Origin of the sequence: Vibrio sp. OPT18 (genome assembly GCF_015163615.1) — a bacterium.
In the GTDB taxonomy this organism is placed as follows: domain Bacteria; phylum Pseudomonadota; class Gammaproteobacteria; order Enterobacterales; family Vibrionaceae; genus Vibrio; species Vibrio coralliirubri.
Window position 1 is genome coordinate 78,248 of the sequence record NZ_JADDYK010000063.1, and the last position, 25,051, is coordinate 103,298.

Here is a 25,051-nt window from a genome sequence, read left to right on the forward strand (position 1 = left end):
GCAAAGATATGGCTGAAAAACTGGGTATTAGCCCTCGTACACTGCGTTACAAGTTGGCTAAAATGCGCGATGCTGGAATAGATATCCCAAACTGAGGATAGATTAGTAGTGTCAGCTTTCTGACTAGTGTAATACGATATCTAGTCAATTTAATGTGTGGCACGCTAATTGCTCTGTCAATAATATAGCTAAATAGATGGTCATAATTTTGACTCCTGAGGTAGTAGATGAGAATAGATGGTTTACAAGGCGAAATGCAGGCGATGATGGTCGAAGCTGCCAGCGCGCGTCCCGCAGCAACGGGGCAAGCGGTCGGTGCAGATTTTGGCAACATGCTGACTAATGCCATCAATAATGTGAACTCATTACAAAAGACCTCAGGTGATCTTCAAGCTCGTTTTGATAGTGGCGACCAAAGCGTATCCCTATCGGACGTGATGATTGCTCGTAATAAATCTAGTGTGGCTTTTGAGGCGACGATCCAAATTAGAAATAAATTGGTCGAATCGTACAAAGAGCTGATGAATATGCCGGTATAAGTTGGGTAGTTAAATAGTGGCAGATAATAGTCAAACAACAGATTTAACCGTAAGCGATAGCAACGACCACGCACTGATTGCAGGCTCTGAGCTAGACGGAGAAGGGCAAAATCCCGATCTAGGTGAACGCAGTTCATCGAAGTTCGATATGGCTGTCGGTGATCTTGATTTACTTCGTCAGGTCGTCTTAGTCCTTTCTATCTCTATCTGTGTAGCGCTGATTGTGATGCTGTTTTTCTGGGTGAAAGAGCCAGAAATGCGTCCATTAGGGGCTTACGAAACAGAAGAATTGATTCCCGTTCTTGATTACTTGGATCTGCAAAAGATCCAGTACACGCTTGAAGGCAATACTATCTCAGTACCGGCGAGTGAGTACAACTCATTGAAGCTTAATATGGTACGAGCGGGTTTGAACCAAGAGCGAAACGCGGGTGATGACATCCTCATGCAAGACATGGGCTTTGGTGTATCACAACGTTTAGAGCAAGAACGCCTTAAATTAAGCCGTGAAAGACAGCTTGCCAAAGCCATTGAACAGATGAAACAGGTGCGTAAAGCTCAGGTTTTATTGGCCCTGCCGAAGCAGAGTGTTTTTGTACGTCATAATCAAGAAGCTTCCGCTTCCGTATTCCTAACCCTGAAAACCGGCACTAATCTCAAGCAGCAAGAAGTCGATTCTGTTGTGGATATGGTGGCAAGTGCCGTTCCGGGAATGAAGACCTCACGTATTACGGTGACCGATCAGCATGGCCGATTGTTGAGCTCAGGTTCCCAAGACCCTATGTCAGCGGCGCGTCGTAAAGAACACGAGTTAGAGCGCAATCAAGAACAAGCGCTGCGTGAAAAAATTGACTCTATCCTGATTCCTATTCTTGGGTTTGGTAACTACACCGCTCAGGTTGATATCCAGCTCGATTTCAGTGCTGTGGAGCAAACCAGAAAACGTTTTGATCCGAATACACCGGCGACTCGAAGTGAATACACCTTAGAAGATTACAACAATGGCAATACGGTGGCGGGTATTCCGGGTGCGTTGAGTAACCAGCCTCCAGCGGATGCCTCAATTCCACAAGATGTGGCTCAGATGAAAGACGGCGCGATGTCAGGCCAAGGCTCTGTTCACAAAGAAGCGACTCGAAACTTTGAGCTAGACACCACCATTAGTCATGAACGTAAACAGAGCGGCACGGTTAATCGCCAGACGGTTTCTGTTGCGATCAAAGACCGCCAATCCTTGAACCCAGATACGGGTGAAGTGGTTCATACTCCGATTCCGGCGAGCGAGATCAATGCGATTCGCCAAGTACTGATCGGTACAGTGGGCTTTGATGAAACTCGTGGTGATTTGTTAAATGTATTAAGTATGCAGTTTGCACCTCAAGTAACAGATGTTGTTGCTGATGTACCAATCTGGGAGCATCCAAACTTCAATGATTGGGTTCGTTGGTTTGCAAGTGCCTTGGTTATTATTGTGGTGGTGTTGGTACTTGTTCGCCCTGCAATGAAGAAACTGCTTAACCCAGCAGCAGACAACGATGAACAGATGTACGGCCCTGATGGTATGCCAATTGGTGCCGACGGCGAAACCAGCTTAATTGGTGGTGATATTGAAGGTGGTGAGCTGTTTGAATTTGGTTCAAGCATCGACTTACCAAACCTTCATAAAGACGAGGACGTGCTGAAAGCAGTACGTGCACTTGTAGCGAATGAACCAGAGCTAGCAGCTCAAGTAGTTAAGAATTGGATGGTAGATGGCTAACGAAATAGTTCCACAACAAACTGAAGGCGGTGAAGTGCTTGATGTCTCTAGCGTGGATATCGGCTCTATCTCAGGCGATGAGCGCGCTGCGATCTTGTTGCTCAGTTTAAATGAAGAAGATGCTGCTGGTATTATTCGTCACCTAGAGCCAAAGCAGGTTCAGCGTGTGGGTAGTGCGATGGCGCGAGCTACAGACCTATCCCAAGAAAAAGTAGGCGCTGTGCACCGTGCTTTCTTAGATGATATTCAGAAGTACACCAACATTGGTATGGGCAGCGAAGACTTCATGCGTAACGCGTTAGTTGCTGCTCTGGGTGAAGACAAGGCGAATAACCTTGTTGACCAAATCCTTCTCGGCACAGGTTCGAAAGGTTTGGATTCGCTTAAGTGGATGGATCCTCGTCAGGTGGCGAGCATTATCATCAACGAGCACCCTCAAATTCAAACCATTGTGTTGTCGTACCTCGATGCCGATCAATCGGCTGAGATCCTGTCTCAGTTCCCAGAGCGAGTTCGTCTGGATCTGATGATGCGTATTGCCAACCTTGAAGAAGTTCAACCTTCGGCGCTTGCTGAACTAAACGAAATCATGGAGAAACAGTTCGCGGGTCAAGCGGGTGCTCAAGCAGCCAAAATTGGTGGCCTGAAAGCCGCGGCTGAGATCATGAACTACATGGACAACAACGTGGAAGGCGTCTTGATGGATCAAATCCGTGATCAAGACGAAGACATGGCAACACAGATTCAAGATCTGATGTTTGTCTTTGAAAACCTTATTGAAGTTGATGACCAAGGTGTTCAACGACTACTACGTGATGTTCCACAAGACATTCTACAGAAAGCACTTAAAGGTGCCGATGAAGGTTTACGTGAGAAGATCTTCAAGAACATGTCTAAACGTGCTGCCGATATGATGAGAGACGATATTGAGGCGATGCCGCCAGTCAAAGTCTCTGACGTTGAAGCGGCTCAGAAAGAGATTTTGGGTATTGCGAGGAAGATGGCAGACAGTGGCGAGATTATGCTGTCTGGTGGCGCCGACGAGTTCCTTTAATACAGAAACCTCAAAAGCCCCACACTGTTGGGGCTTTTCTTTAACCAATCTCGAACCACAGATTAACTCAGTTTAACTGCTTGAATTCACAATACAGTTAAGCTCACTCATAGATAGGTACTGATATGTCAGGTGATAGAAAACGCGGCTTCCTTCGCCCTGAAGAAGATAATACGGTTGCCCAACCTCAGAAATGGGGGCTGCCTGACTACACCTCTGACGTGAGCAAACAAGCCAAAGAAACCGCCTTTAACTACGACCCTAGTTGGATGCCGACGGTTGAAGAAGCCATTGAAGATGAAGAGCTGGTTCTGACTGAAGAGCAAATCGAACTGATCAAACAAGGCGCTTATCAGGAAGGTCTGCATCAAGGTCAAGAAGCGGGCTTTAAGCAAGGTTATGAAAAAGGTAAAGAAGAAGGTTTTGCCGCAGGTCACGAAGAAGGCAACGAAGCCGGCAAGCTTGAAGGCGTAACCGCGGGTCAAGAGTACATTCAACAGCAGGTGGCTGTCTTCATGGGGCTGGCAAACCAGTTCGCTCAACCATTAGAGTTGATGAACGCCCAGGTGGAGAAGCAATTGGTCGACATGGTACTTACCATGGTCAAAGAAGTGGTTCATGTTGAAGTGCAAACCAATCCACAAATCATATTAGATACCGTTAAAGAATCGGTAGAGTCGTTGCCGATCTCAGGTCATGCGATCACATTGAAGCTTAATCCTGAAGATGTCGCGATCATTCGCTCTGCGTATGGCGAAACTGAATTGGATTGCCGTAATTGGACGCTGGTGGCAGAGCCAGCACTCAACCGTGGTGATGTACAAATTGAAGCGGGTGAGTCGAGCGTTAACTACCGCATGGAAGATCGCGTAAAGAACGTCATTCAAAACTTCTGCGGCGTAAACCGTCACCAGGGTCATGAGTAATGCTTGAGTTAGCGAACCGTCTCAGTCAATACAAAGTCGAAGGACTAAAATCGCGACCTATTGCTTCAGGCAAGTTAGTACGCGTTGTTGGCTTAACGCTTGAGGCGACCGGCTGTAAAGCGCCAATCGGCAGTTTGTGTTTAGTCGAAACCATGTCTGGTCAGATGGAAGCCGAAGTCGTCGGTTTCTCTGGCGATAACCTATTTTTGATGCCGAGTGAACAAATCACCGGGATCTTACCTGGCGCTCGCGTCACACCAATGACCACCGAAAGTGGTATCCCTGTTGGAATGGAACTGCTCGGTCGAGTGATCGACGGCGTCGGTAATCCACTCGACGGTTTAGGTCCTATCTATACCGAGCAACGCGCTTCCTTTAATGCTGAACCAATCAACCCGTTAGCTCGTAAACCGATTTCTGAGCCTCTCGATGTCGGCTTGAAAGCCATTAATGGTCTGCTAACTGTGGGTAAAGGGCAACGTATCGGTCTGTTCGCAGGTTCTGGTGTCGGTAAATCCGTAACTCTGGGCATGATGACTCGAGGTACAACTGCGCAAGTAGTAGTCGTAGGCCTAATCGGTGAGCGTGGGCGAGAAGTAAAAGAGTTTATTGAAGAGATTCTTGGTGAAGATGGCCGTAAGCGTTCGGTTGTTGTTGCCGCTCCTGCCGATTCATCGCCATTGATGCGCTTAAAAGGCTGTCAAACCGCGTTGGCTGTCGCCGAGTACTTCCGCGACCAAGGCTTAGATGTTCTGCTACTCATGGATTCATTGACCCGTTTTGCTCAGGCTCAGCGTGAAATTGCTTTGTCTGTGGGTGAGCCGCCAGCAACCAAAGGTTATCCGCCATCAGTTTTCGCCAAGCTCCCTGCGCTGGTGGAACGTGCGGGTAATGGTAACGATGATCAAGGTTCTATCACGGCCTTCTTTACCGTGTTAACCGAAGGCGATGACTTACAAGATCCGATTGCGGATGCGTCGCGAGCGATTCTCGATGGTCACGTTGTGTTGTCACGTGAAATGGCCGATGCCGGTCATTATCCTGCGATTGACGTTGAGAAATCCGTCAGTCGTGTTATGCCGCAAATCACCACTGAAGAACATGTCTTGATGTCGAAAGCGGTAAGACAAGTGCTGTCTATCTGTCGTAAAAACCAAGATTTAGTGTCGATTGGTGCTTATAAGCCAGGAACGGATCCAGCAATCGATAGTGCCTTCACGTTGAAGCCAAAACTGGATGAGTACTTGCAGCAGAAGATGAAAGAAACTGTCCCATACGACATGTGCGTCAACATGTTGAAGCATGTATTGGGTGGCTAACGAGTGAATAAGGTTAGTCATGGATAACGCATTAGAATTTTTGCTCGATCAAGCCAAAGATCAAGAAAACCAAGCGGTACTCGCGCTCAACAAAGCGAACTCGGATCTGCAAGGTTACTACGAGCAGGTTGCGCAGATTGAAAAGTATCGACTCGATTACTGTCACCAGCTCGTTGACCGCGGCAAGGCTGGCTTAACGGCGAGCCAATATGGTCACCTGAACCGCTTCTTAACTCAGTTGGATGAAACATTATCCAAGCAGAGAGAAGCCGAGCACCACTTTAAAAATCAAGTCGATAACTGCCAAAACTACTGGATGGAGTTACGCAAAAAACGTAAATCCTACGAGTGGTTGATGGAGAAAAAGCAGAAAGAGAAAGCAAAGCTGCAAGATCGAAGAGAACAAAAGCAAATGGATGAGTTCTCGACTCTGTTATACAGCCGAAAGAAGATGTGATCCTAAGCCACGAATGACGTCAGTGCTGTTCTCGATATTGTGAGAACCGAACTTATAGGCATGTTTCTTGCTCCGTTTTATATAAAATTGCGCGTTATGCCTACCAAAGGCATGAAAAGCATCCGACTTTCTTTTTGTTGCCTGATTCATGGCAGCAAAGCTAGTAGATAGAGCTTGTATATATGAATGTTAACCTTTCCTCAAATTCAGCGACCAACAAAACGTCATCGTTGTTGGACACCGGTTCTGCCTCTTCCAAGGTAGAAGAAACCGGCGACTCTAAAGGTTTCTTTGAGTCCTTTAAAGAAGCGCTTGGCTTTGAAGAAAGTGGCAGTAAAGCCGCAGCAAAAGACACAGAAAGCACCACGAAACCTGATACTAAACAGGCCTCTACCGAAGGTGAAGCGTCAGCCGAAACGAACAAAGGTGATTCAGCTGAATCAAAGGCTACTGATGAAGTGAGCGAAGCGCAAAGCAAGCAAGTAGCTTCAGAAGTAGAAGGCGAGAAAGCTGCTGATAAAACATCAGCAGAGGCTGCGTCTGGATCTGAGGCTCAGCTCAAAGCCAATTCGGGCACTGATAGCACTGTCGCTGATAAAACTGTCGAAGATAAGGCAAATGGTAAAGATGCGCAGGCTACAACTAACGAATCTAAAGAACATATTGCTCAATCCCAAACTCAGGGTTCAACTGCTGTAGATGGTGCTACGCAGGCATCGCAAGCCAATGCAGCGATGAGCGAAGGCAATAAATTGCTTGGTCAATTGGACGAGGCAAACAAAACCCTAAATCAAGCGCCAAACGGCAAAGGCTTGCCTCAGCAAGGTCAGGTAGAACAAGGTAATATTACCGGTGCTTCTGTTGTAGGAGCTTCCGTTACGGATAAGGCGACACAACAAGCTAAGGCTGAAAATCAAGATAAGAGCCTTGAAGTCGATTCTGAAATCGCTGTACTTACCGGAGGTAAGGGTGTTTCTCAGCTAACTGATGCTGAAATTCGACAGTTGATGGATAAAGGCGTCACTCCAGAACAAATTGAAGCCAGTATGAGCCGAGAGCTGAGCCAAAAGAATGCAGCTAGTGCGGTTGCTGCCGAGCAGAGCCAAGCATTGTCAGCCTCGGATATTGAACTTGCAAAGCAGGTGGATGCCCATACCAAAGCGCTAAACCAATTGAATGGACAAATTGAATCAGAGCAGTCTGTTGTCGATAGCTTGCTTGAGAAGCAACAAAGTGGCACTAAGTTGACGGTTGATGAACAAGCCGCTTTGGCTAAAGCGAGCTCTAACCTAGACCTGTTGAATCAACAGCTCACTAACGTTCAACAACAAGCAACGGCTTTGCTAAGTCAAGCTCCGGCTGCGAACAGCGCGTCCGGTGAACCCACTGCTATTGATTGGGATAATACGGATTCAAGCGAAACTAAAGCCTTAGCTGCGGCAGCATCAACAGCAGCTGTAGCAACGGCGGCACAACAAGTGTCAGCGCAGGCCGCTTCTCAATCAGCAAACAATGCTCTTACGGATAAGGCGGCAATGCTGCACGCCAATAATGCACATGCAGCCCAACAGGCCGCAGCTCAACAAGCTAATGTGGCTTCACCTCAGCAGCAAGCAACGTTGGATCCAGCTTTAACCGCGCAAGGAATGGCGATGAACGCAACGCCAGCTGCCACAAAAGCAGGTTCGACTGATACGCTTCTTAAAGCGGGCGCCGGTGTCGCAGCACTGTCTGGTTTGGGTAAAGCGGGAGCTAAAGAAGATTCTAAAGATTCGACCTTTGCTCAGCAGATCGCTTCTGCGGCTGGTGCACAAGGTACAGCCACGGTGGGTTCAGCACCTACGCGAGCTGAAATTCAAGCTGCTCAACAAGCGCCTTTACAACTCACCAAAGAGCTAGCTAATGAGCAAGTGGCTGAAAAAGTACAAATGATGACGTCTAAGAACCTTAAGAACTTGGACATTCGTCTCGACCCACCAGAACTGGGCCAAATGAAAATTCGCATGACCATGAATAATGACGTGGCAAACGTGCACTTTACGGTGAGTAATCAGCAAGCGAGAGATGTGATTGAACAAACCTTACCTCGCTTGAAAGAGATGCTTGCTCAGCAAGGTCTGCAGCTTGCCGATTCGTCTGTTCAACAACAGAGCTCCGGTCAAGGACAAGATAGATACAACAATGGTGAGCAACAATCCGGCGCTAACCGCACAAATGATACACAAGGTGATGAAAACCTTGATAGTGGCAGTAATCTTGAATTGAATGTCGCATCAAAGCGTGATGGAATTAGTTATTATGCCTAATATCAGGCTAAGAACGCTCAGTTAATAGAAAGAATCGGCAGTTAATCGAAAGAACAGGAAGTTAGAGTAAAATATGGCAGAAGAACAAGATGCACCTAAAGGGAAGAGCAAGCTCCTTATAATCATTATTGCCGTAGTCGTGTTACTGCTTGGTGTAGGTGGTGCGCTGCTCTTTTTCTTAAGCTCTGATGATAGCGCCTCTGAATCTCCGTCTCAGCCAGCAACGGCTGTGGTCGCTGCAGAACCAGTTATGTATGTTAATATTCCTCAGCCTTTTTTGTTCAATGTGACAGGTGATAAAAAGGATCGCCTAGTTCAGATAAAAGCACAGATGATGGTTCGGGGGAGCAAGAATGAAGACCTGGCTCGTTATCACTCTCCACTCGTGGAAAGTACGTTATTGGCGACGTTCGCTTCGGCAACGGTTGATCAATTGCGCTCACCAACTGGACGAGTTGAACTGCGTAACAAGGCAACGGAAGATATCAAAGCAAGTCTGACTCAAGCTGTTGGCCAACCTGTGATTGAAAAAGTGCTATTCACTGATTTTGTGATTCAGTAGGTAATTTGTGACCGATTTATTAAGCCAAGACGAAATTGATGCGCTATTACATGGCGTTGATGATGTTGAAGAAGTTGAAGATATTGTAGAAGCTGATAACGATAATGCTGTCAATTTTGACTTCTCATCTCAAGACCGAATTGTTCGTGGTCGAATGCCGACCCTTGAACTTATTAACGAGCGATTTGCTCGTCATTTGCGTATCAGCTTGTTCAATATGCTGCGTAAAACGGCTGAAGTGTCGATAAACGGCGTACAGATGATGAAATTTGGTGAATACCAAAACACACTGTATGTACCCACCAGTTTAAACATGGTTCGTTTCCGTCCATTGAAAGGTACGGCACTCATCACCATGGAAGCTCGTCTGGTTTTCATTCTCGTAGAGAACTTTTTCGGCGGTGATGGTCGTTTCCATGCCAAGATTGAAGGCCGTGAATTCACACCAACCGAAAGACGTATTATTCAGTTACTGCTGAAAATTGTCTTTGAAGATTACAAAGAAGCTTGGTCTCCAGTGATGGGGGTTGAGTTTGAATACTTGGATTCTGAAGTTAACCCAAGTATGGCGAACATTGTGAGTCCAACCGAAGTGATTGTTGTGAGTTCATTCCACATTGAAGTAGATGGTGGTGGTGGTGACTTCCATGTGGTTATGCCTTACTCGATGGTAGAGCCGATTCGCGAACTGCTTGATGCGGGCGTTCAATCAGACAAAATGGAAACCGATGTTCGTTGGAGCACCGCACTGCGTGATGAGATCATGGATGTGCCCGTCAATTTCCGTGTGAACTTGTTAGAGCAAGACATCTCCCTGCGAGATCTGATGGAGCTGCGTCCTGGTGACGTTATCCCCATGAACATGCCTGAGCACGCGACGATGTTTGTCGAAGAACTGCCAACGTATCGTGTGAAAATGGGACGTTCAGGTGAAAAACTTGCGGTACAGATTTCGGAAAAAATTCGAAGACCGAGTGTGGTCAAAACTGATCTCGCTTTTCTAGGTAAAGACTTAATGTCTGAACTCGAAAACAGCGATGATGACGAATAGCAAAATAGATAAAAGTATAGGAATTGGTAATGGAACCTAGTGAAGATCAAAAGCTAGCAGACGAATGGGCTGCAGCACTTGGTGAAGATCCTTTAGCGCCGTCAATTGATGTTGATGATGTGCTTGCGGCACCACTTGATGAGCTAACCGATTCATCATCTCCGATTTCTGAAGATGAGCGTCGTAAGCTGGATACCATTATGGATATTCCAGTGACTATTTCGATGGAAGTTGGTCGCTCTCAGATCAGTATTCGTAACTTACTCCAATTGAACCAAGGCTCGGTTGTTGAGCTAGATAGAATTGCTGGTGAGTCACTGGATGTGATGGTAAACGGTACTCTGATTGCTCACGGTGAAGTGGTTGTAGTAAACGACAAATTTGGTATTCGTTTGACTGACGTTATTAGCCAAACAGAACGAATTAAGAAGCTACGTTAATGAGCTTTTTGTCTCAAAGACTGGCGGGCTCTTCTCTCGGAATGACAGGGCTGCTACGAGGAACCTTGGGAGTAGGGCTATTAGCGGTTCCTTCCATTGCCTTTGCTGCAACACCGCCTTCTCTCGATTTAGCGACCACCTTTGGGTCGCTAATTTTCGTTATAGCCTTCATTTTATTTATTGCTTGGCTACTCAAGCGAATGCAAGTGCCTGCGATGTCGAATCAACAAGGTTTGGCGATTGTTAGGCAAATCTCTGTTGGTACTAAAGAGCGTATCGCTATTGTGCAAGCGGGTGATGAACAGTTCTTGGTAGGGATTACCACACAATCGATTCAGCTGATCTCTAAGCTCGATAAACCTCTTACTCAGGAGATGCTGGAAAAAAGTACATTTTCAAGTCAGCTTTCCCAGCTAATAAAAAAAGATGCAAACAAGTAACGGACTTTTGAACTCATCTTACTTTCACCAAGTCGGAGCTTTCCGTGCGGTGAAAGTGTGGTTGGTTCAGCTTATTCTCCTATGTTCAATCGTATTCAGTGTGTCGGTATTTGCACAAGCTGAAGACGGCACCGTCATTCCTGCGAATACCGCTGGCTCGGAATCGGTCACTATCAGCACGATGGAACAAGACCAAGCCAAATCGACAACCATGACCACGGGCAGCTTAACTGGCAATGGTGGCGGCATACCTGCCTTTACCATGACAACCAATGCCAATGGCGGCGAAGATTACTCGATTAACCTGCAAATTCTTGCGTTAATGACCATGCTTGGCTTCTTGCCGGCGATGGTGATTTTGATGACGTCGTTCACTCGTATTGTGGTGGTGATGTCTATCTTGCGTCAGGCGATGGGTCTACAACAAACACCATCGAACCAAGTTATCATCGGTATCGCGATATTCTTGACCTTCTTCATCATGTCGCCAGTGATTAATCAAGTTAACGAACAAGCAGTTCAGCCTTATCTTAATGAACAGATATCGGCACGACAGGCATTTGATGTTGCCCAAGAACCGATTAAATCCTTCATGCTCAAGCAGACTCGAATCAAAGATCTTGAAACCTTTGTTGAGATTTCTGGTGTGGAAGTGACTAACCCTGAAGATGTTTCGATGGCGGTTCTGATTCCAGCATTTATCACATCGGAATTAAAAACGGCTTTCCAAATCGGATTTATGCTGTTCTTGCCTTTCCTAATCATCGACTTGGTGGTGGCATCGGTATTGATGGCTATGGGTATGATGATGTTGTCACCGATGATTGTATCGCTGCCGTTTAAGTTGATGCTGTTTGTTCTTGTTGATGGCTGGAACTTGATACTCTCCACACTCGCCGGCAGTTTTGCCTTGTAGCTGGGGGAATAATGAATCCTGAAATATTCGTAGAGTTGTTCCGAGATGCCCTTTGGATGGTCTTAATCATGGTTTGCGCCATCATTATTCCTAGCCTGCTGATCGGTTTGGTTGTGGCTGTTTTCCAAGCTGCAACCTCAATCAACGAACAAACACTGAGTTTCCTGCCGCGTTTGATCGTAACTTTGTTGGCGTTGATGCTATTCGCACACTGGATGACCCAGATGATGATGGAGTTCTTTTTTGAGCTCATCGAACGCTTGCCGCAAGTTCTGTATTAAACCGATATGGAATACCCAACGAGCCTTGTACTAGAGTGGTTAGCCAATTATTTTTGGCCGTACACTCGCATCTCAGCGATGCTGATGGTGATGACGGTAACAGGGGCACGCTTCGTGTCGCCGCGTATTCGTTTGTATTTAGGCTTGGCGATCACTTTTGCGGTGATGCCCGCGATTCCTGCTGTTCCCAAAGAGATTGAACTCCTGTCCTTTCAAGGTTTCCTGACTGTCTTTGAACAGATCGTGATTGGCGTAGCCATGGGCTTTGTTACCCAGTTCATGATTCAGACCTTTGTGATGCTCGGCCAGATCTTGGGTATGCAATCGAGCTTGGGCTTCGCTTCAATGGTCGACCCGGCTAACGGGCAAAACACGCCGGTACTTGGTCAACTGTTCATGCTGCTTGCGACCATGTTTTTCTTGGCGACCGATGGTCACTTGAAAATGCTGCAGCTGGTGGTGTTTAGCTTTAAGACCTTGCCGATTGGCAGTGGATCGTTGACCTCTGTTGATTTTCGAGAGCTCGCGTTGTGGCTCGGTATCATGTTCAAAACGGCATTGGCGATGTCCTTGTCGGGCATTATCGCGCTGCTAACGATTAACCTTTCTTTTGGTGTAATGACGCGTGCGGCACCTCAGTTAAACATCTTTTCTTTGGGTTTTGCATTTGCGCTACTCGTGGGTCTGTTGCTTTGTTGGTACATCCTTGGCGGCTTGTATAGTCACTATGAGCTATTCTGGATGCAGGGCGAACAACAGATATGTCGTCTAATCCGGTTAGATTGCTAGGAGACTGAAATGGCAGAGTCAGACGGTCAAGAACGCACAGAAGACGCCACGCCCAAACGCTTGCAACAGGCCAAAGAGAAAGGGCAGGTTGCAAGGTCAAAAGAGCTGGCGTCAGCATCGGTATTAATTGTCGGTGCGATTGCATTAATGTGGTTTGGCGAATCGATGGCGAAGGCTTTGTTCGAGGCGATGCAACGCCTGTTCTCTTTGAGCCGTGACGAGATCTTTGACACTAACAAACTCCTAGAAATTGCCGGTGGTGCACTGGTGAACCTGCTGTTCCCGCTGTTTTTGATACTGATAACTTTGTTTGTTGCTGCCGTCATCGGCGCTGCGGGTGTCGGTGGGATTAACTTCTCAATGCAAGCGGCGATGCCAAAGGCGTCTAAGCTCAACCCACTGAGTGGTATCAAGCGTATGTTTGGCCTGCAAAGTTGGGTTGAACTGCTCAAGTCTATTCTTAAAGTAGCGCTCGTATCGGGGATGGCGATTTATCTGATTCAAGCCTCTCAGCATGATTTAATGCAGCTGAGTATGGATGTGTACCCGCAGAACATCTTTCATGCCTTGGATATCTTGCTCAATTTCATCCTGTTGATCAGCTGCTCACTGCTGATTGTGGTGGCGATTGATATCCCGTTCCAGATCTGGCAACACGCCGATCAATTGAAGATGACCAAACAAGAAGTCAAAGACGAATTCAAAGACACTGAAGGTAAGCCGGAAGTGAAAGGCCGAATTCGTATGCTTCAAAGGGAAGCGGCTCAGCGTCGCATGATGGCTGATGTCCCTCAAGCGGATGTGATTGTGACCAACCCGGAACACTTTTCAGTGGCGCTGCGCTACAAGCAGAATCAAGACAAAGCACCAATTGTGGTTGCTAAAGGTGTCGACCATATGGCGATGAAGATCCGAGAGATTGCGCGTGCAAACGACATCTATATCGTTCCAGCGCCGCCATTGGCGAGGGCGCTTTATCACACGACTGAGCTAGAACAACAAATTCCTGACGGTCTGTTTACGGCAGTTGCACAAGTGCTTGCATATGTTTTCCAGCTTAAACAGTACCGAAAACGAGGTGGTGAGCGACCAAAACTGCAAGATTCTAATATGCCGATCCCACCTGATTTACGTCATTAGATCAATTGCTTGAGCTCTGCGTGATGAACCCTGATAATAGCGAGCTAGCTAATCTTCCTTTTATAGAGGTGATGGCGATAATTTGACGTGAGATGTTGGTACAGTGTTTGCTGTAGTAGCCTGAACATTATAAGCCCATAGCAAACAGCCCTGACTAAGACCTAATCCACTTGTTCAGAGAGCTACAACATAGCGAAACTGTCTAGATTTATGAAATTCTCCCTGCCTTTTGCGGACAAGCTACCTAAAATCCCTAACCGTGCCATGCCTGCGATTGGTGCACCTGTTATGGTACTTGCAACGCTTGCTATGGTGGTGTTGCCCATTCCGGCTTTCTTGTTGGATATGTTCTTCACCTTCAACATTGCACTGTCTATGGTTGTGCTATTGGTATCGGTTTATACCCGCAGGCCTTTAGATTTTGCTGCATTCCCGACCGTCCTGCTGATTGCGACTCTACTTCGACTGGCCTTGAACGTTGCTTCGACACGTGTGGTATTGCTCCATGGTCATGAAGGTGGCGACGCGGCCGGTAATGTGATTGAAGCCTTCGGTAACGTGGTTATCGGTGGTAACTATGCGGTAGGTCTAGTGGTGTTTTTGATTCTTATGATCATCAACTTCATGGTTGTAACCAAAGGTGCGGGTCGTATCTCGGAAGTAAGCGCGCGTTTCACGTTAGACGCTTTACCGGGTAAACAGATGGCAATCGATGCCGACTTGAACGCAGGTTTGATCGACCAAGACCAGGCGCGTCTAAGACGTTTTGAAGTAACCAAAGAAGCTGACTTCTACGGTTCGATGGACGGTGCTTCTAAGTTTGTTAAAGGCGATGCGATCGCTGGTATCTTAATCTTATTCATCAACATCATTGGTGGCTTGAGCATTGGTATGGCTCAGTTTGACCTTGGCTTTGGTGAAGCAATCGAAATCTACACGCTACTGACTATCGGTGATGGTCTGGTTGCACAAATTCCATCTCTATTACTGTCTATTGCAGCTGCGATGATGGTAACGCGCCAAAATACTGATGAAGATATGGGTGAGCAACTTGTCTTCCAGATGTTCGACAATCCAAAAGCCTTGATGATCACCGCCGCCATCCTTGGCATCATGGGTATTGTTCCGGGTATGCCACATTTCTCGTTCTTGAGCCTTGCCATCGTTGCAGGAGCGGGGGCGTATTACATCGATAAAAAGAACAAGAAGAAGGCGGAAGAACCTAACCTTCCGGCGACAGTTGAAGCGAATGGAGAAGTAGGCTCTCAGAAGGAGCTCTCTTGGGATGATGTTCAACCTGTCGATATTATTGGTTTAGAAGTGGGTTACCGTTTAATTCCTTTGGTTGATAGAGACCAAGGTGGTGAATTGCTTGAACGCGTTAAAGGTGTGCGTAAAAAGCTGTCTCAAGACTTTGGTTTCTTGATCCCAGCGGTACACATTCGCGATAACCTAGAACTGACACCAAACAGCTACCGCATTACCTTGATGGGTGTTGCTGTGGGTGAAGCTGAGATTAAGCCAGACATGGAGCTCGCGATCAACCCGGGCCAAGTCTATGGCATGATCGATGGCGAGCCGACAATTGACCCTGCTTTTGGCCTAGAAGCGGTTTGGATTCGTGAAGAGCAGCGTGAACACGCCCAAGCTCTAGGTTATACCGTTGTGGACTCTTCTACAGTACTGGCGACACACCTTAGCCAGCTGCTAACCAACAATGCATCACAGCTCATTGGTCACGAAGAAGTTCAGAACTTACTTGAGATGCTCAGTCGCTCAACACCTAAGCTGGTGGAAGGCTTTGTACCGGATCAATTGCAGTTGGGTGTCGTAGTGAAAGTGCTACAGAATCTGTTGAATGAAGCCATTCCAATTCGTGATATTCGAACCATAGTCCAAACTTTGTCGGAGTATTCAGGTAAGAGTCAAGAACCTGACATACTTACTGCGGCGGTTCGCATCTCATTGAAACGATTAATTGTTCAAGAAATCAATGGTATAGAGCCAGAATTGCCAGTGATAACCTTGATTCCTGAGCTGGAACAAATCTTGCATCAAACCATGCAGGCATCCGGCGGAGAATCTGCTGGTATTGAACCTGGTTTAGCCGAACGTTTACAGACCTCCCTCAGCCACGCTACACAAGAGCAAGAGCTGAAAGGTGAGCCCGCGGTACTATTGACCTCAGGCGTGTTGCGTTCGACTCTGGCTAAGTTCGTGAAGAACACGATCCCAAGCTTGCGAGTCTTGTCTTACCAAGAAATACCGGACGAAAAGCAGATACGTATCGTACAAGCTGTTGGTAATTAAGCCGCCTAATTAGAACGGACAATCGAATTGAAAATTAAACGATTTTTTGCAAAAGATATGCGAACGGCTCTGCTCCAAGTTAAAGAAGAACTTGGTTCAGAAGCTGTGATCATGTCTAACAAAAAGGTCGCAGGTGGCGTGGAAATTGTTGCCGCTATTGATGGCGAATCCAGCCCGTCGACAGCGAGCCAGAGACTAAATAAACCTCAGCAGCCTGCCCAAAGCCAATATACGCAAATGGCCGCGCCCGCAGCTCCTGCAGGGCGACGTCAATTAGATGATGACAAGGTTAGCCTACAGTCGAATGCTGAAGGTGGACGCTCAATGACCAAGCGCTTTGCGAATATGCTTAAGCAATACAGTCATGGCGCCGATGATGAGCCACAACATCGTGCTGAAAATGAAGATTCATTGTCAGCATTGCTCAATCGCCGATCAAGCACGGGTCATAAGCCTCAGACTCAAAGCAATTTGCAGTCTCATGGCCATCAGCAGTCTCACGGTAACCAACAGTCTCACGGCAATCTTGATTCAGCATTTGCTCGTGAAACGGGTTTGTCTAAGTTGATTGCTGAAGACCGCAGAGTAGAGCGCCCGGCACCTCGCTTGGATCCGACCCGTTATGATCGTGGTCGAGAGAATACTCAGTCCAAAGGTTCTGATACTGAAATGGAAACTATGCGTGAAGAGATGACCTCAATTCGTCGTCTGTTAGAGCATCAAGTTTCCGGGTTAATGTGGCAAGAAGTTGAGCGTCGTGAACCGCTCAGAGCGATGCTTATTAAGCGCCTTGAGCGTATGGGTGTATCAGCAGAACTTGCCGATCAAATGGCGTGTTACATTCCTGAAGATACTAAACCTGCACGTGCATGGAAGGCTTTGTTAGCACTGGTTGCAGACCAAATCTCCGTTACACAAAAAGATATTTTAAAACGCGGCGGTATTGTGGCTCTGCTTGGCCCAACCGGCGTGGGTAAAACAACGACTGTTGCAAAGCTAGCTGCACGTGCTGCCATGGAATATGGCGCCGATAACGTCGCACTAGTGACAACTGACACATATCGTATAGGTGCACATGAGCAGTTATCGATCTACGGTCGAATTATGGGTTGTCCTGTAAGAGTTGCTAAAGATTCTAGCGAACTGGCCGATGTAATATATCAGTTACGTAATCGTCGCCTGATTCTGGTCGATACTGCAGGCATGGGACAACGAGATGTTCGTCTATCTGAGCAGTTAGACACATTGATGCAAGAGAGTGGTTCCGTTATCAATAGCTACCTTGTGTTGCCTGCAACCGCGCAACGCAAAGTGCTGCAAGAAACAATTGAACACTTTAGAAGAATCCCGTTGTCGGGATGCATCATGACTAAGCTGGATGAATCCCTAAGTCTAGGTGAATTCATCAGTGTCGTAATACAAAATGCATTACCAGTTGCTTACATAGCAAATGGTCAACGAGTTCCTGAAGATATCGTTATAGCTCAGCCAAAGTACATGATTGCTAAGGCTAATGAGCTATTAGAAAAATCTACAGAGAATGAACCTCATTACTGGAATAGCGATTCTGAAGGGCTCTAGGCGGCGGATAAATATGAATGAAAATATGATACATGATCAAGCTAGCGGCCTCCGTCGCTTAACCAAGCCTTCACTCACAAAAGTTATCGCTGTAACCGGTGGTAAGGGAGGCGTTGGTAAATCTAATGTGACGTTAGGTATGGCTATTTGCATGGCGCGCCAAGGCAAAAAAGTTATGGTGCTAGATGCCGATTTAGGGCTAGCGAACGTCGATATCATGCTAGGTATTCGTTCTAAACGAAACCTTGGGCATGTGTTGGCTGGCGAATGTGAACTTAAGGATGCGATTGTCGAAGGGCCGCACGGAATTAAAATTATTCCAGCGACATCGGGCACACAAAGCATGACTGAACTGTCACACGCACAGCACGCAGGTTTGATTCGCGCATTCGGTTCGCTTGAAGACGAGATGGACATCTTGTTGGTTGATACCGCGGCTGGTATTTCGGACATGGTGATCAGCTTCTCAAGAGCGGCGCAAGACGTGGTTGTTGTGGTATGTGATGAACCTACCTCGATCACGGATGCATATGCTTTGATTAAGCTTTTAAGCAGAGAACACCAAGTTCAGCGATTCAAAGTTGTTGCAAATATGGTCAGAAGCTACCGCGAAGGCCGAGAATTATTTGCAAAGTTGACTTTGGTCACAGAGCGCTTCTTGAATGTGAGCCTCGAACTCGTAGCATGTATTCCTTTAGATGATAAAGTACGTCAATCAGTCAAGAGACAGAAAATCGTAGTCGATGCGTTTCCTCGCTCTCCAGCTGCATTGGCAATCAGCTCTTTGGCTAACAAAGCATTGACCTGGCCAATACCAAAAACACCGAGTGGACACTTGGAGTTCTTTGTTGAAAGGCTGCTGAATCGTACTGAATTTATAGAGGAACCATTTGGTGAATAAAGCGCTTACTTACGACCAACATGCTAATCACAATAGCCAACAGGCTTTTTTTGAGAAGTACTCTGTGTTGGTTAAACGTATCGCTCATCACTTGTTGGGGCGATTACCGCCTAATGTATTGGTTGATGACTTAATTCAAGCTGGCATGATCGGCTTGATTGAAGCGCAACAAAACTATGATGGTACCAAAGGCGCAAGCTTTGAGACGTATGCTGGTATTCGAATTCGCGGGGCAATGTTGGATGACATTCGCCGTGGGGATTGGGTGCCGAGATCGGTTCATAAAAACAATCGAGAAATCAGCAGTGCAATCGCGGAGTTAGAGGGTATCCTCAACCGCGACCCGAGTGATGCCGAAGTGGCAAAACACATGGGACTCAGTTTAGAGCAGTATCACAGTGCTTTAACTGACATTAATTGCTCAAGACTGGTTGGAATCGAAGATTTAGGCGTCTCAGATGATGTAATATCTCCGAATGAAGACTCTCAAGATAATACGCCTTTTCAAGGGGTTGCTGATGAGTCATTCCGCCAAGCTTTGATCGATTCGATTAAACAACTTCCGGAAAGGGAAGGCCTTGTGCTTTCGCTTTATTACGACGAAGAACTCAATTTAAAAGAGATTGGGGAAGTGTTAGGTGTCAGCGAATCTCGTGTCAGCCAAATACTGAGCCAATCTATGCAGCGTTTACGCACTAAGTTAAGTGCTTGGACACAGAACGACTAACAACACTGATCCTATTCAGTGGAGGCTAATTTGAACAAAAACATGAAAATTCTCATTGTTGATGATTTTTCAACGATGCGCCGAATTGTTAAAAACCTACTTCGCGATTTAGGTTTCAACAACACTCAAGAAGCAGATGATGGCTTGACCGCGTTACCTATGCTGAAAAAAGGCGAATTTGATTTCGTGGTAACTGACTGGAACATGCCAGGCATGCAAGGGATTGACCTGCTTAAACACATTCGCGCAGACGCAGAACTTAAGCACCTTCCAGTGCTTATGATCACAGCTGAAGCGAAGCGTGAGCAGATCATCGAAGCTGCGCAAGCGGGTGTTAATGGTTACATTGTGAAGCCTTTCACTGCTGCAACGCTGAAAGAGAAACTTGATAAGATTTTTGATCGCTTATAAGCATCAATAAATTTAGGCACTTCTAGGTAAACACTGGCTGATAAGTTATCTGTTTATCTCGATAGCCTAAGCGCACAAAGTATGCGGAGTAAGGCCGAATTCAGGATGATTTCATTAGAACAAGCAAAAAAATTAGTAGAGCTGCTTGAGAACGATGAGCAGCAAAATGCTGATTCTCTTGTGAGAAGCATTTATGAAGATAACTTTAGTCTTCAAGACAACCCAATGCTTCAAGAAATAGGAAGTCTGACACGTGACCTCCATGACTCTTTGACTCAATTCAATTTCGATGAACGCATCAGCGTTATCGCAAATGACGAAATCCCTGACGCAAGGGATCGCCTTCAGTATGTCATTGATAAAACGGAAGTTGCGGCAAACAAGACGATGGACGCTGTTGATCGTTGTATGCCAATTGCAGACAACCTACACGAGTGTTTACTTCAAGTAAGGCCTCAATGGAATGAACTGATGCATGGCCGCATTGAGCTGGCACAATTTAAAGCTTTATGTCACCGCATTGATGGATTGCTTGTCCAAGTAGAAGGCGACAGTACTGAACTACGCGGACAATTGACTGAAATCTTGATGGCTCAGGATTTCCAAGATTTAACTGGGCAGATAATTAGCAAAGTTATTACCTTGGTGAATGAGGTGGAAGGACGTTTGGTCGAGATTCTCACGGTATTCGGTGCGAATCAAAAAGAGCCAACTCCAGAGTCAGAGAAGAAAGCATCGATTGCGCCTGAAGGTCCAATTATGAACCCAGAAGAGCGCGAAGACGCTGTCGCATCTCAAGATGAAGTCGACGATTTGTTATCCAGTCTTGGATTTTAAAGGTAACGTATGAGCTACGATTTAGACGAAGATATTCTTCAGGACTTTTTAGTCGAAGCAGGAGAGATCCTTGAACTCCTATCAGAACAACTGGTAGAGCTTGAGAATAACCCTGACGACAAAGACCTATTAAATGCTATTTTCCGTGGTTTCCATACAGTAAAAGGTGGTGCTGGTTTCCTAGCATTAACTGAGCTGGTGGATACTTGTCATGGTGCTGAGAATGTGTTCGACATTCTGCGAAACGGCCAACGCAGCGTAACATCAGGTTTGATGGATACCATGCTGCAGGCGCTAGATACAGTCAATGTACAGTTTCGCGCCGTGCAAGATCAGGAACCTTTAGTGCCAGCCGACCAATCTTTATTGGATGAACTTCACCGTCTCTGTAAACCAGAGTCTGCGGATGAAGTGGCACCAGTAGAAGCGCCTGCACCTATTATCCCTGAACCTGTTGTTGCAGCGCCTGAGCCTGTTATTGCTCCGGAACCTACTGTTGAAAGCTCAAACATCAATGCATCTTCAGTCGATGATATCTCTGAAGATGAGTTTGAACGCTTGCTTGATGAGCTTCACGGTAAAGGTGGTTCACCAACAGCGCCTTCTGCACCAACACCGCCGCCAACACCCGCTGCACCTCAGTCTGTTGCTGACAGTGGTGATATTACTGATGACGAATTTGAAAAGTTATTAGATGAATTGCACGGTGCGGGTAAGAGCCCGACAGCGGCAAGTTCAACGCCTCCTCCACCGCCAGCAGCACCTGCTTCGGCGATGTCTGAAGGCGATGATCTGATGACTGACGAAGAGTTCGAGAAGTTACTTGACCAACTACATGGCTCAGGTAATGGACCTTCGATTGAAGAATTGGATGCCGCGACTAAGCCAGCAGAAGTTAAGGCAGTAGCACCTCAAGCTGCGCCTAAACCTGCCGCGCCAGTTGCCGTTAAAGCTGAGCCGAAACCGAGCGCTCCAGCAAAAGCTGAAGTTAAAGCACCGGCGAAGAAGCAGCAAGCTGAAGCAACAGTTCGCGTTGATACATCAACACTGGACACCATCATGAACATGGTAGGTGAACTGGTATTGGTGCGTAACCGACTCGTCAGCCTTGGCCTTAACAGCAACGACGAAGAAATGTCGAAAGCTGTCTCTAACTTAGATGTTGTTACTGCAGACCTACAAGGTGCGGTAATGAAGACTCGTATGCAGCCGATCAAGAAAGTATTTGGTCGCTTCCCACGAGTTGTCCGTGACCTTGCTCGTAGCTTGAAGAAAGACATCGTTCTTGAAATGCGTGGCGAAGAAACGGACCTTGATAAAAACTTAGTAGAAGCACTTGCTGATCCCCTGATTCACTTGGTGAGAAACTCTGTCGATCATGGTATTGAAATGCCAAACGACCGTGTTGCTGCGGGTAAATCACAAACGGGTAAAGTGATTCTGTCTGCCTCTCAAGAAGGTGACCACATTGAACTGGCTATCGTTGATGACGGTGGCGGTATGGACCCTGATAAGCTTCGTGCTATCGCGGTTAAACGTGGCCTGATGGATGAAGATGCAGCGTCTCGTTTATCGAATAAAGAGTGTTTCAACCTGATTTTTGCTCCTGGCTTCTCAAGCAAAGAGCAGATCTCGGATATCTCTGGTCGTGGTGTAGGTATGGACGTTGTGAAAACAGCGATCAACACACTGAACGGCTCTATTGATATTGATTCAGAAATGGGACAGGGCACCAAGATCACCATCAAGGTTCCACTAACCCTAGCGATTCTACCAACCTTAATGGTCGGTGTTGCGGGTCACCCATTTGCGTTGCCATTGGCATCGGTTAACGAGATCTTCCACCTAGATTTAAGCCGCACAAACGTGGTTGATGGTCAGCTGACGATCATCGTTCGCGATAAGTCTATTCCGTTGTTCTACTTGCAAAACTGGCTTGCACCTAAAGCGGGTATTGTTGAACTGCGTAAAGGGCACGGCCATGTTGTTATCGTACAACTTGGTAGCCAACGTGTTGGTTTTGTTGTCGATACGCTCATCGGTCAAGAAGAAGTCGTGATCAAGCCGCTTGATAAGCTTCTGCAAGGCACGCCAGGAATGGCAGGCGCGACAATTACAAGTGACGGACACATTGCATTGATTCTAGATGTGCCGGACTTGTTGAAGCAGTACGCAGCTGCGTCAAGAATTTAATTTAAGGATAAATATGGCGATTAAAGTATTAGTCGTTGATGATTCGAGTTTCTTTCGTCGTCGCGTTAGCGAGATCATCAACTCAGAGGCTCGCCTAGAAGTCATTGATGTAGCAGTAAACGGTAAAGAAGCCGTTGAGAAAGCGAAACAGCTAAGACCTGACGTAATCACGATGGACATTGAAATGCCTGTCATGGACGGCATCACTGCCGTTCGTGAGATCATGGCCGCGTCTCCAACGCCTATTTTGATGTTTTCATCGTTAACGCATGATGGAGCGAGAGCAACGTTAGATGCGTTAGATGCAGGTGCTCTCGACTTCCTACCTAAGAAGTTTGAAGACATTGCACGTAACCGTGACGATGCAGTTGCATTGCTTCAACAACGTGTAATTCAGATTGCTGCAAAGCGTGCATTTATGCGTCGTGCTCCTATTGCGCCGAGAGCGACAGCAACGACTTCAACATCTACGCCATTGCGCCAGCCGATTTCAACAGCAGCTTCGACTTCGACAGCGAAGCCTGCGGTTGCATCAACGGCGAAATTCAGAGCGTCAGGTAAGAAGTATCAATTAACAGCCATTGGTACGTCGACTGGCGGCCCTGTTGCTCTACAGAAGATTTTGACTCGCATCCCTGCACACTACCCACATCCAATTGTGTTAGTTCAGCATATGCCAGCAACATTCACAGCGGCTTTTGCTAGTCGCTTGAACACCTTGTGTAAGATTGAAGTTCGTGAAGCGCAAGACGGTGATGTGTTAAAACCTGGAGTGGCGTATCTTGCTCCGGGTGGTAAACAGATGATGGTTGATGGCCGAGCTGGGTCTGCACGTCTAAGAATTATTGATGGCGGCGACCGCATGAACTACAAGCCTTGTGTCGATGTCACATTTGGCTCTGCAGCGAAGATCTATGGTGACAAAGTGTTGTCTATGATACTGACCGGTATGGGCGCAGATGGTCGAGAAGGTTCGCGTATGTTGAAAACTGCGGGCTCGACGATTTGGGCACAAGACGAAGACAGTTGTGTTGTATATGGTATGCCTCAAGCTGTAGCAAAAGCTGGCATTTCTACTGAAGACCTACCTCTAGACCGCATCGCGGAAAGGATCTTGGTTGAAGTTGGGTTAGCTTAGGTAAATCGAAATGATTGTTTGGAGTGTTGCAAACCAAAAAGGTGGTGTTGGTAAAACGACCACGACCGTGACTCTAGCAGGTTTACTTGCGTTGAAGGGGCACCGTGTTCTGTTGGTTGATACTGACCCACATGCATCACTGACCACCTATCTGGGTTACGACTCAGATACGGTGGAATCGAGCCTGTTTGATCTGTTCCAGTTGCGTGAGTTCACCGCGCAGACAGTAAGACCTTTGCTTTTACAAACGGAAGTCGAAGGTATCGATATTATTCCTGCTCACATGTCTTTGGCGACATTAGACCGTGTAATGGGAAATCGAAGCGGCATGGGGTTGATCTTGAAACGCGCTTTGGCCGCTTTGAAAGACGATTATGACTATGTGTTGATCGATTGCCCGCCAATTCTGGGTGTGATGATGGTCAATGCATTGGCTGCAAGCGATCGTATATTGATTCCGGTACAAACTGAGTTTTTGGCGATGAAGGGCTTAGAGCGCATGATTCGCACTTTGACCATCATGCAGAAGTCTCGCAAAACACCGTTTAAGGTGACGATTGTCCCGACGATGTACGACAAGCGAACCAAAGCCTCACTGCAAACATTAACGCAGCTCAAAGATGATTATCCAAATCAAGTTTGGACATCTGCTGTGCCGATAGATACTAAGTTTCGAGATGCGAGCCTAAAACGCTTACCAGCCTCTCATTTTGCATCGGGTAGCCGTGGTGTATTTGCTTATAAACAGCTGCTTATTTATCTCGAAAGGTTGGCGATAAATGAGCGCGAATAAAGAATCAACATTGGCGCAGCCAAGTCTATCCAGTGAACAAGCACTGGATGACTACTTTACTGCGCTGTTAGGTGATGAAAGCTTTGAATCTGACGATTTTTTTGTTGACGAGTCGAGCGACGAATCACAATCTGAAGAGCCAGAGCCAGAGCCAGAGCCAGAGCCAGAGCCAGAGCCAGAG

25 protein-coding genes and 1 pseudogene are annotated in these 25,051 nt (G+C 46.8%); all 26 read left to right on the forward strand.

The genetic code is table 11. From position 1 onward, the window contains the following. Positions 1-95: helix-turn-helix domain-containing protein (locus IQQ51_RS27315; RefSeq protein WP_228012971.1), on the forward strand; the 95-nt coding region annotated here is incomplete at its 5' end. A 132-nt stretch (positions 96-227) separates the two neighbouring features. Beyond that, positions 228-539 (forward strand): flagellar hook-basal body complex protein FliE, encoded by a 312-nt coding sequence (gene fliE / locus IQQ51_RS17515; protein ID WP_017060684.1) that lies wholly within the window; start codon positions 228-230, stop codon positions 537-539. A gap of 16 nt (positions 540-555) precedes the next feature. Beyond that, the gene (fliF, locus tag IQQ51_RS17520; protein ID WP_193841672.1) at positions 556-2,298 is read left to right on the forward strand and encodes a flagellar basal-body MS-ring/collar protein FliF; all 1,743 of its coding nucleotides are present in this window, start codon (positions 556-558) and stop codon (positions 2,296-2,298) included. Continuing rightward, positions 2,291-3,352, forward strand: a complete 1,062-nt coding sequence (gene fliG / locus IQQ51_RS17525; protein ID WP_017060682.1) for a flagellar motor switch protein FliG — start codon at positions 2,291-2,293, stop codon at positions 3,350-3,352. Before fliF ends, fliG begins: the two co-directional genes overlap by 8 nt. 125 nt (positions 3,353-3,477) lie before the next feature. Further along, entirely contained in the window at positions 3,478-4,278 is an 801-nt protein-coding gene (gene fliH, locus IQQ51_RS17530; protein WP_193841673.1) for a flagellar assembly protein FliH, read from the forward strand. Beyond that, complete coding sequence (gene fliI / locus IQQ51_RS17535; protein WP_193841674.1) at positions 4,278-5,597, forward strand: flagellar protein export ATPase FliI; 1,320 nt, start codon at positions 4,278-4,280, stop codon at positions 5,595-5,597. Before fliH ends, fliI begins: the two co-directional genes overlap by 1 nt. A gap of 19 nt (positions 5,598-5,616) precedes the next feature. Continuing rightward, entirely contained in the window at positions 5,617-6,054 is a 438-nt protein-coding gene (fliJ, locus tag IQQ51_RS17540) for a flagellar export protein FliJ (RefSeq protein WP_193841675.1), read from the forward strand. Positions 6,055-6,236: 182 nt separating this feature from the next. Continuing rightward, a complete protein-coding gene (locus IQQ51_RS17545; protein WP_193841676.1) occupies positions 6,237-8,360 on the forward strand; it encodes a flagellar hook-length control protein FliK in 2,124 nt (707 codons plus the stop codon). A gap of 73 nt (positions 8,361-8,433) precedes the next feature. Continuing rightward, positions 8,434-8,922 carry a flagellar basal body-associated protein FliL gene (gene fliL / locus IQQ51_RS17550; protein WP_193841677.1) on the forward strand — a complete coding sequence of 163 codons (489 nt, stop codon included), beginning with the start codon at positions 8,434-8,436 and terminating at the stop codon, positions 8,920-8,922. Between the two features lie 7 nt (positions 8,923-8,929). Continuing rightward, complete coding sequence (gene fliM, locus IQQ51_RS17555; RefSeq protein WP_065675588.1) at positions 8,930-9,973, forward strand: flagellar motor switch protein FliM; 1,044 nt, start codon at positions 8,930-8,932, stop codon at positions 9,971-9,973. Positions 9,974-10,002: 29 nt separating this feature from the next. Further along, positions 10,003-10,413 (forward strand): flagellar motor switch protein FliN, encoded by a 411-nt coding sequence (fliN, locus tag IQQ51_RS17560; RefSeq protein ID WP_004736208.1) that lies wholly within the window; start codon positions 10,003-10,005, stop codon positions 10,411-10,413. Then, positions 10,413-10,853 carry a flagellar biosynthetic protein FliO gene (gene fliO / locus IQQ51_RS17565; protein ID WP_193841678.1) on the forward strand — a complete coding sequence of 147 codons (441 nt, stop codon included), beginning with the start codon at positions 10,413-10,415 and terminating at the stop codon, positions 10,851-10,853. Before fliN ends, fliO begins: the two co-directional genes overlap by 1 nt. Then, on the forward strand, positions 10,840-11,769 hold the full coding sequence (gene fliP, locus IQQ51_RS17570) for a flagellar type III secretion system pore protein FliP (protein ID WP_193841679.1): 930 nt from the start codon (positions 10,840-10,842) through the stop codon (positions 11,767-11,769). Before fliO ends, fliP begins: the two co-directional genes overlap by 14 nt. Before the next feature lie 11 nt (positions 11,770-11,780). Next, positions 11,781-12,050 (forward strand): flagellar biosynthesis protein FliQ, encoded by a 270-nt coding sequence (gene fliQ / locus IQQ51_RS17575; RefSeq protein ID WP_029235191.1) that lies wholly within the window; start codon positions 11,781-11,783, stop codon positions 12,048-12,050. A gap of 6 nt (positions 12,051-12,056) precedes the next feature. Further along, a complete protein-coding gene (fliR, locus tag IQQ51_RS17580) occupies positions 12,057-12,839 on the forward strand; it encodes a flagellar biosynthetic protein FliR (protein ID WP_017060672.1) in 783 nt (260 codons plus the stop codon). 9 nt (positions 12,840-12,848) lie between these two features. Continuing rightward, on the forward strand, positions 12,849-13,979 hold the full coding sequence (flhB, locus tag IQQ51_RS17585) for a flagellar biosynthesis protein FlhB (protein ID WP_017060671.1): 1,131 nt from the start codon (positions 12,849-12,851) through the stop codon (positions 13,977-13,979). A 210-nt stretch (positions 13,980-14,189) separates the two neighbouring features. Continuing rightward, positions 14,190-16,289, forward strand: a complete 2,100-nt coding sequence (gene flhA, locus IQQ51_RS17590; RefSeq protein ID WP_052879749.1) for a flagellar biosynthesis protein FlhA — start codon at positions 14,190-14,192, stop codon at positions 16,287-16,289. A gap of 27 nt (positions 16,290-16,316) precedes the next feature. Continuing rightward, a complete protein-coding gene (gene flhF / locus IQQ51_RS17595; protein ID WP_193841680.1) occupies positions 16,317-17,870 on the forward strand; it encodes a flagellar biosynthesis protein FlhF in 1,554 nt (517 codons plus the stop codon). A 13-nt stretch (positions 17,871-17,883) separates the two neighbouring features. Then, positions 17,884-18,771: a MinD/ParA family protein gene (locus IQQ51_RS17600; RefSeq protein ID WP_017060668.1), complete on the forward strand. Its 888-nt coding sequence runs from the start codon at positions 17,884-17,886 to the stop codon at positions 18,769-18,771. Beyond that, positions 18,764-19,498, forward strand: a complete 735-nt coding sequence (locus IQQ51_RS17605) for an RNA polymerase sigma factor FliA (protein WP_017060667.1) — start codon at positions 18,764-18,766, stop codon at positions 19,496-19,498. Before IQQ51_RS17600 ends, IQQ51_RS17605 begins: the two co-directional genes overlap by 8 nt. A gap of 42 nt (positions 19,499-19,540) precedes the next feature. Next, positions 19,541-19,909 (forward strand): chemotaxis response regulator CheY, encoded by a 369-nt coding sequence (cheY, locus tag IQQ51_RS17610; RefSeq protein WP_016767062.1) that lies wholly within the window; start codon positions 19,541-19,543, stop codon positions 19,907-19,909. A 105-nt stretch (positions 19,910-20,014) separates the two neighbouring features. Continuing rightward, entirely contained in the window at positions 20,015-20,746 is a 732-nt protein-coding gene (locus IQQ51_RS17615; protein ID WP_017064113.1) for a protein phosphatase CheZ, read from the forward strand. Between the two features lie 9 nt (positions 20,747-20,755). Next, positions 20,756-22,939 (forward strand): chemotaxis protein CheA, encoded by a 2,184-nt coding sequence (locus tag IQQ51_RS17620; protein WP_193841681.1) that lies wholly within the window; start codon positions 20,756-20,758, stop codon positions 22,937-22,939. 13 nt (positions 22,940-22,952) lie between these two features. Further along, positions 22,953-24,077: a protein-glutamate methylesterase/protein-glutamine glutaminase gene (locus IQQ51_RS17625; protein ID WP_050652157.1), complete on the forward strand. Its 1,125-nt coding sequence runs from the start codon at positions 22,953-22,955 to the stop codon at positions 24,075-24,077. Positions 24,078-24,087: 10 nt separating this feature from the next. Next, positions 24,088-24,870: a ParA family protein gene (locus IQQ51_RS17630; RefSeq protein ID WP_081231283.1), complete on the forward strand. Its 783-nt coding sequence runs from the start codon at positions 24,088-24,090 to the stop codon at positions 24,868-24,870. Next, positions 24,857-25,051 (forward strand): annotated as a pseudogene (locus IQQ51_RS17635) (chemotaxis protein CheW); the annotation flags it as partial. The gene IQQ51_RS17630 and the pseudogene IQQ51_RS17635, both read left to right, overlap by 14 nt.

Excerpts from the sequence above, each read along its gene's own strand:
- fliR (WP_017060672.1), top strand. The coding sequence starts at position 12,057 with ATGGAATACCCAACGAGCCTTGTACTAGAGTGGTTAGCCAATTATTTT.
- fliI (WP_193841674.1), top strand. The coding sequence starts at position 4,278 with ATGCTTGAGTTAGCGAACCGTCTCAGTCAATACAAAGTCGAAGGACTA.
- fliO (WP_193841678.1), top strand. The coding sequence starts at position 10,413 with ATGAGCTTTTTGTCTCAAAGACTGGCGGGCTCTTCTCTCGGAATGACA.
- IQQ51_RS17615 (WP_017064113.1), top strand. The coding sequence starts at position 20,015 with ATGATTTCATTAGAACAAGCAAAAAAATTAGTAGAGCTGCTTGAGAAC.
- IQQ51_RS17620 (WP_193841681.1), top strand. The coding sequence starts at position 20,756 with ATGAGCTACGATTTAGACGAAGATATTCTTCAGGACTTTTTAGTCGAA.
- IQQ51_RS17625 (WP_050652157.1), top strand. The coding sequence starts at position 22,953 with ATGGCGATTAAAGTATTAGTCGTTGATGATTCGAGTTTCTTTCGTCGT.
- fliQ (WP_029235191.1), top strand. The coding sequence starts at position 11,781 with ATGAATCCTGAAATATTCGTAGAGTTGTTCCGAGATGCCCTTTGGATG.
- IQQ51_RS17600 (WP_017060668.1), top strand. The coding sequence starts at position 17,884 with ATGAATGAAAATATGATACATGATCAAGCTAGCGGCCTCCGTCGCTTA.
- cheY (WP_016767062.1), top strand. The coding sequence starts at position 19,541 with ATGAAAATTCTCATTGTTGATGATTTTTCAACGATGCGCCGAATTGTT.
- fliP (WP_193841679.1), top strand. The coding sequence starts at position 10,840 with ATGCAAACAAGTAACGGACTTTTGAACTCATCTTACTTTCACCAAGTC.
- fliE (WP_017060684.1), top strand. The coding sequence starts at position 228 with ATGAGAATAGATGGTTTACAAGGCGAAATGCAGGCGATGATGGTCGAA.
- fliN (WP_004736208.1), top strand. The coding sequence starts at position 10,003 with ATGGAACCTAGTGAAGATCAAAAGCTAGCAGACGAATGGGCTGCAGCA.
- fliG (WP_017060682.1), top strand. The coding sequence starts at position 2,291 with ATGGCTAACGAAATAGTTCCACAACAAACTGAAGGCGGTGAAGTGCTT.
- fliH (WP_193841673.1), top strand. The coding sequence starts at position 3,478 with ATGTCAGGTGATAGAAAACGCGGCTTCCTTCGCCCTGAAGAAGATAAT.
- flhB (WP_017060671.1), top strand. The coding sequence starts at position 12,849 with ATGGCAGAGTCAGACGGTCAAGAACGCACAGAAGACGCCACGCCCAAA.
- fliJ (WP_193841675.1), top strand. The coding sequence starts at position 5,617 with ATGGATAACGCATTAGAATTTTTGCTCGATCAAGCCAAAGATCAAGAA.
- flhA (WP_052879749.1), top strand. The coding sequence starts at position 14,190 with ATGAAATTCTCCCTGCCTTTTGCGGACAAGCTACCTAAAATCCCTAAC.
- fliL (WP_193841677.1), top strand. The coding sequence starts at position 8,434 with ATGGCAGAAGAACAAGATGCACCTAAAGGGAAGAGCAAGCTCCTTATA.
- IQQ51_RS17630 (WP_081231283.1), top strand. The coding sequence starts at position 24,088 with ATGATTGTTTGGAGTGTTGCAAACCAAAAAGGTGGTGTTGGTAAAACG.
- IQQ51_RS17545 (WP_193841676.1), top strand. The coding sequence starts at position 6,237 with ATGAATGTTAACCTTTCCTCAAATTCAGCGACCAACAAAACGTCATCG.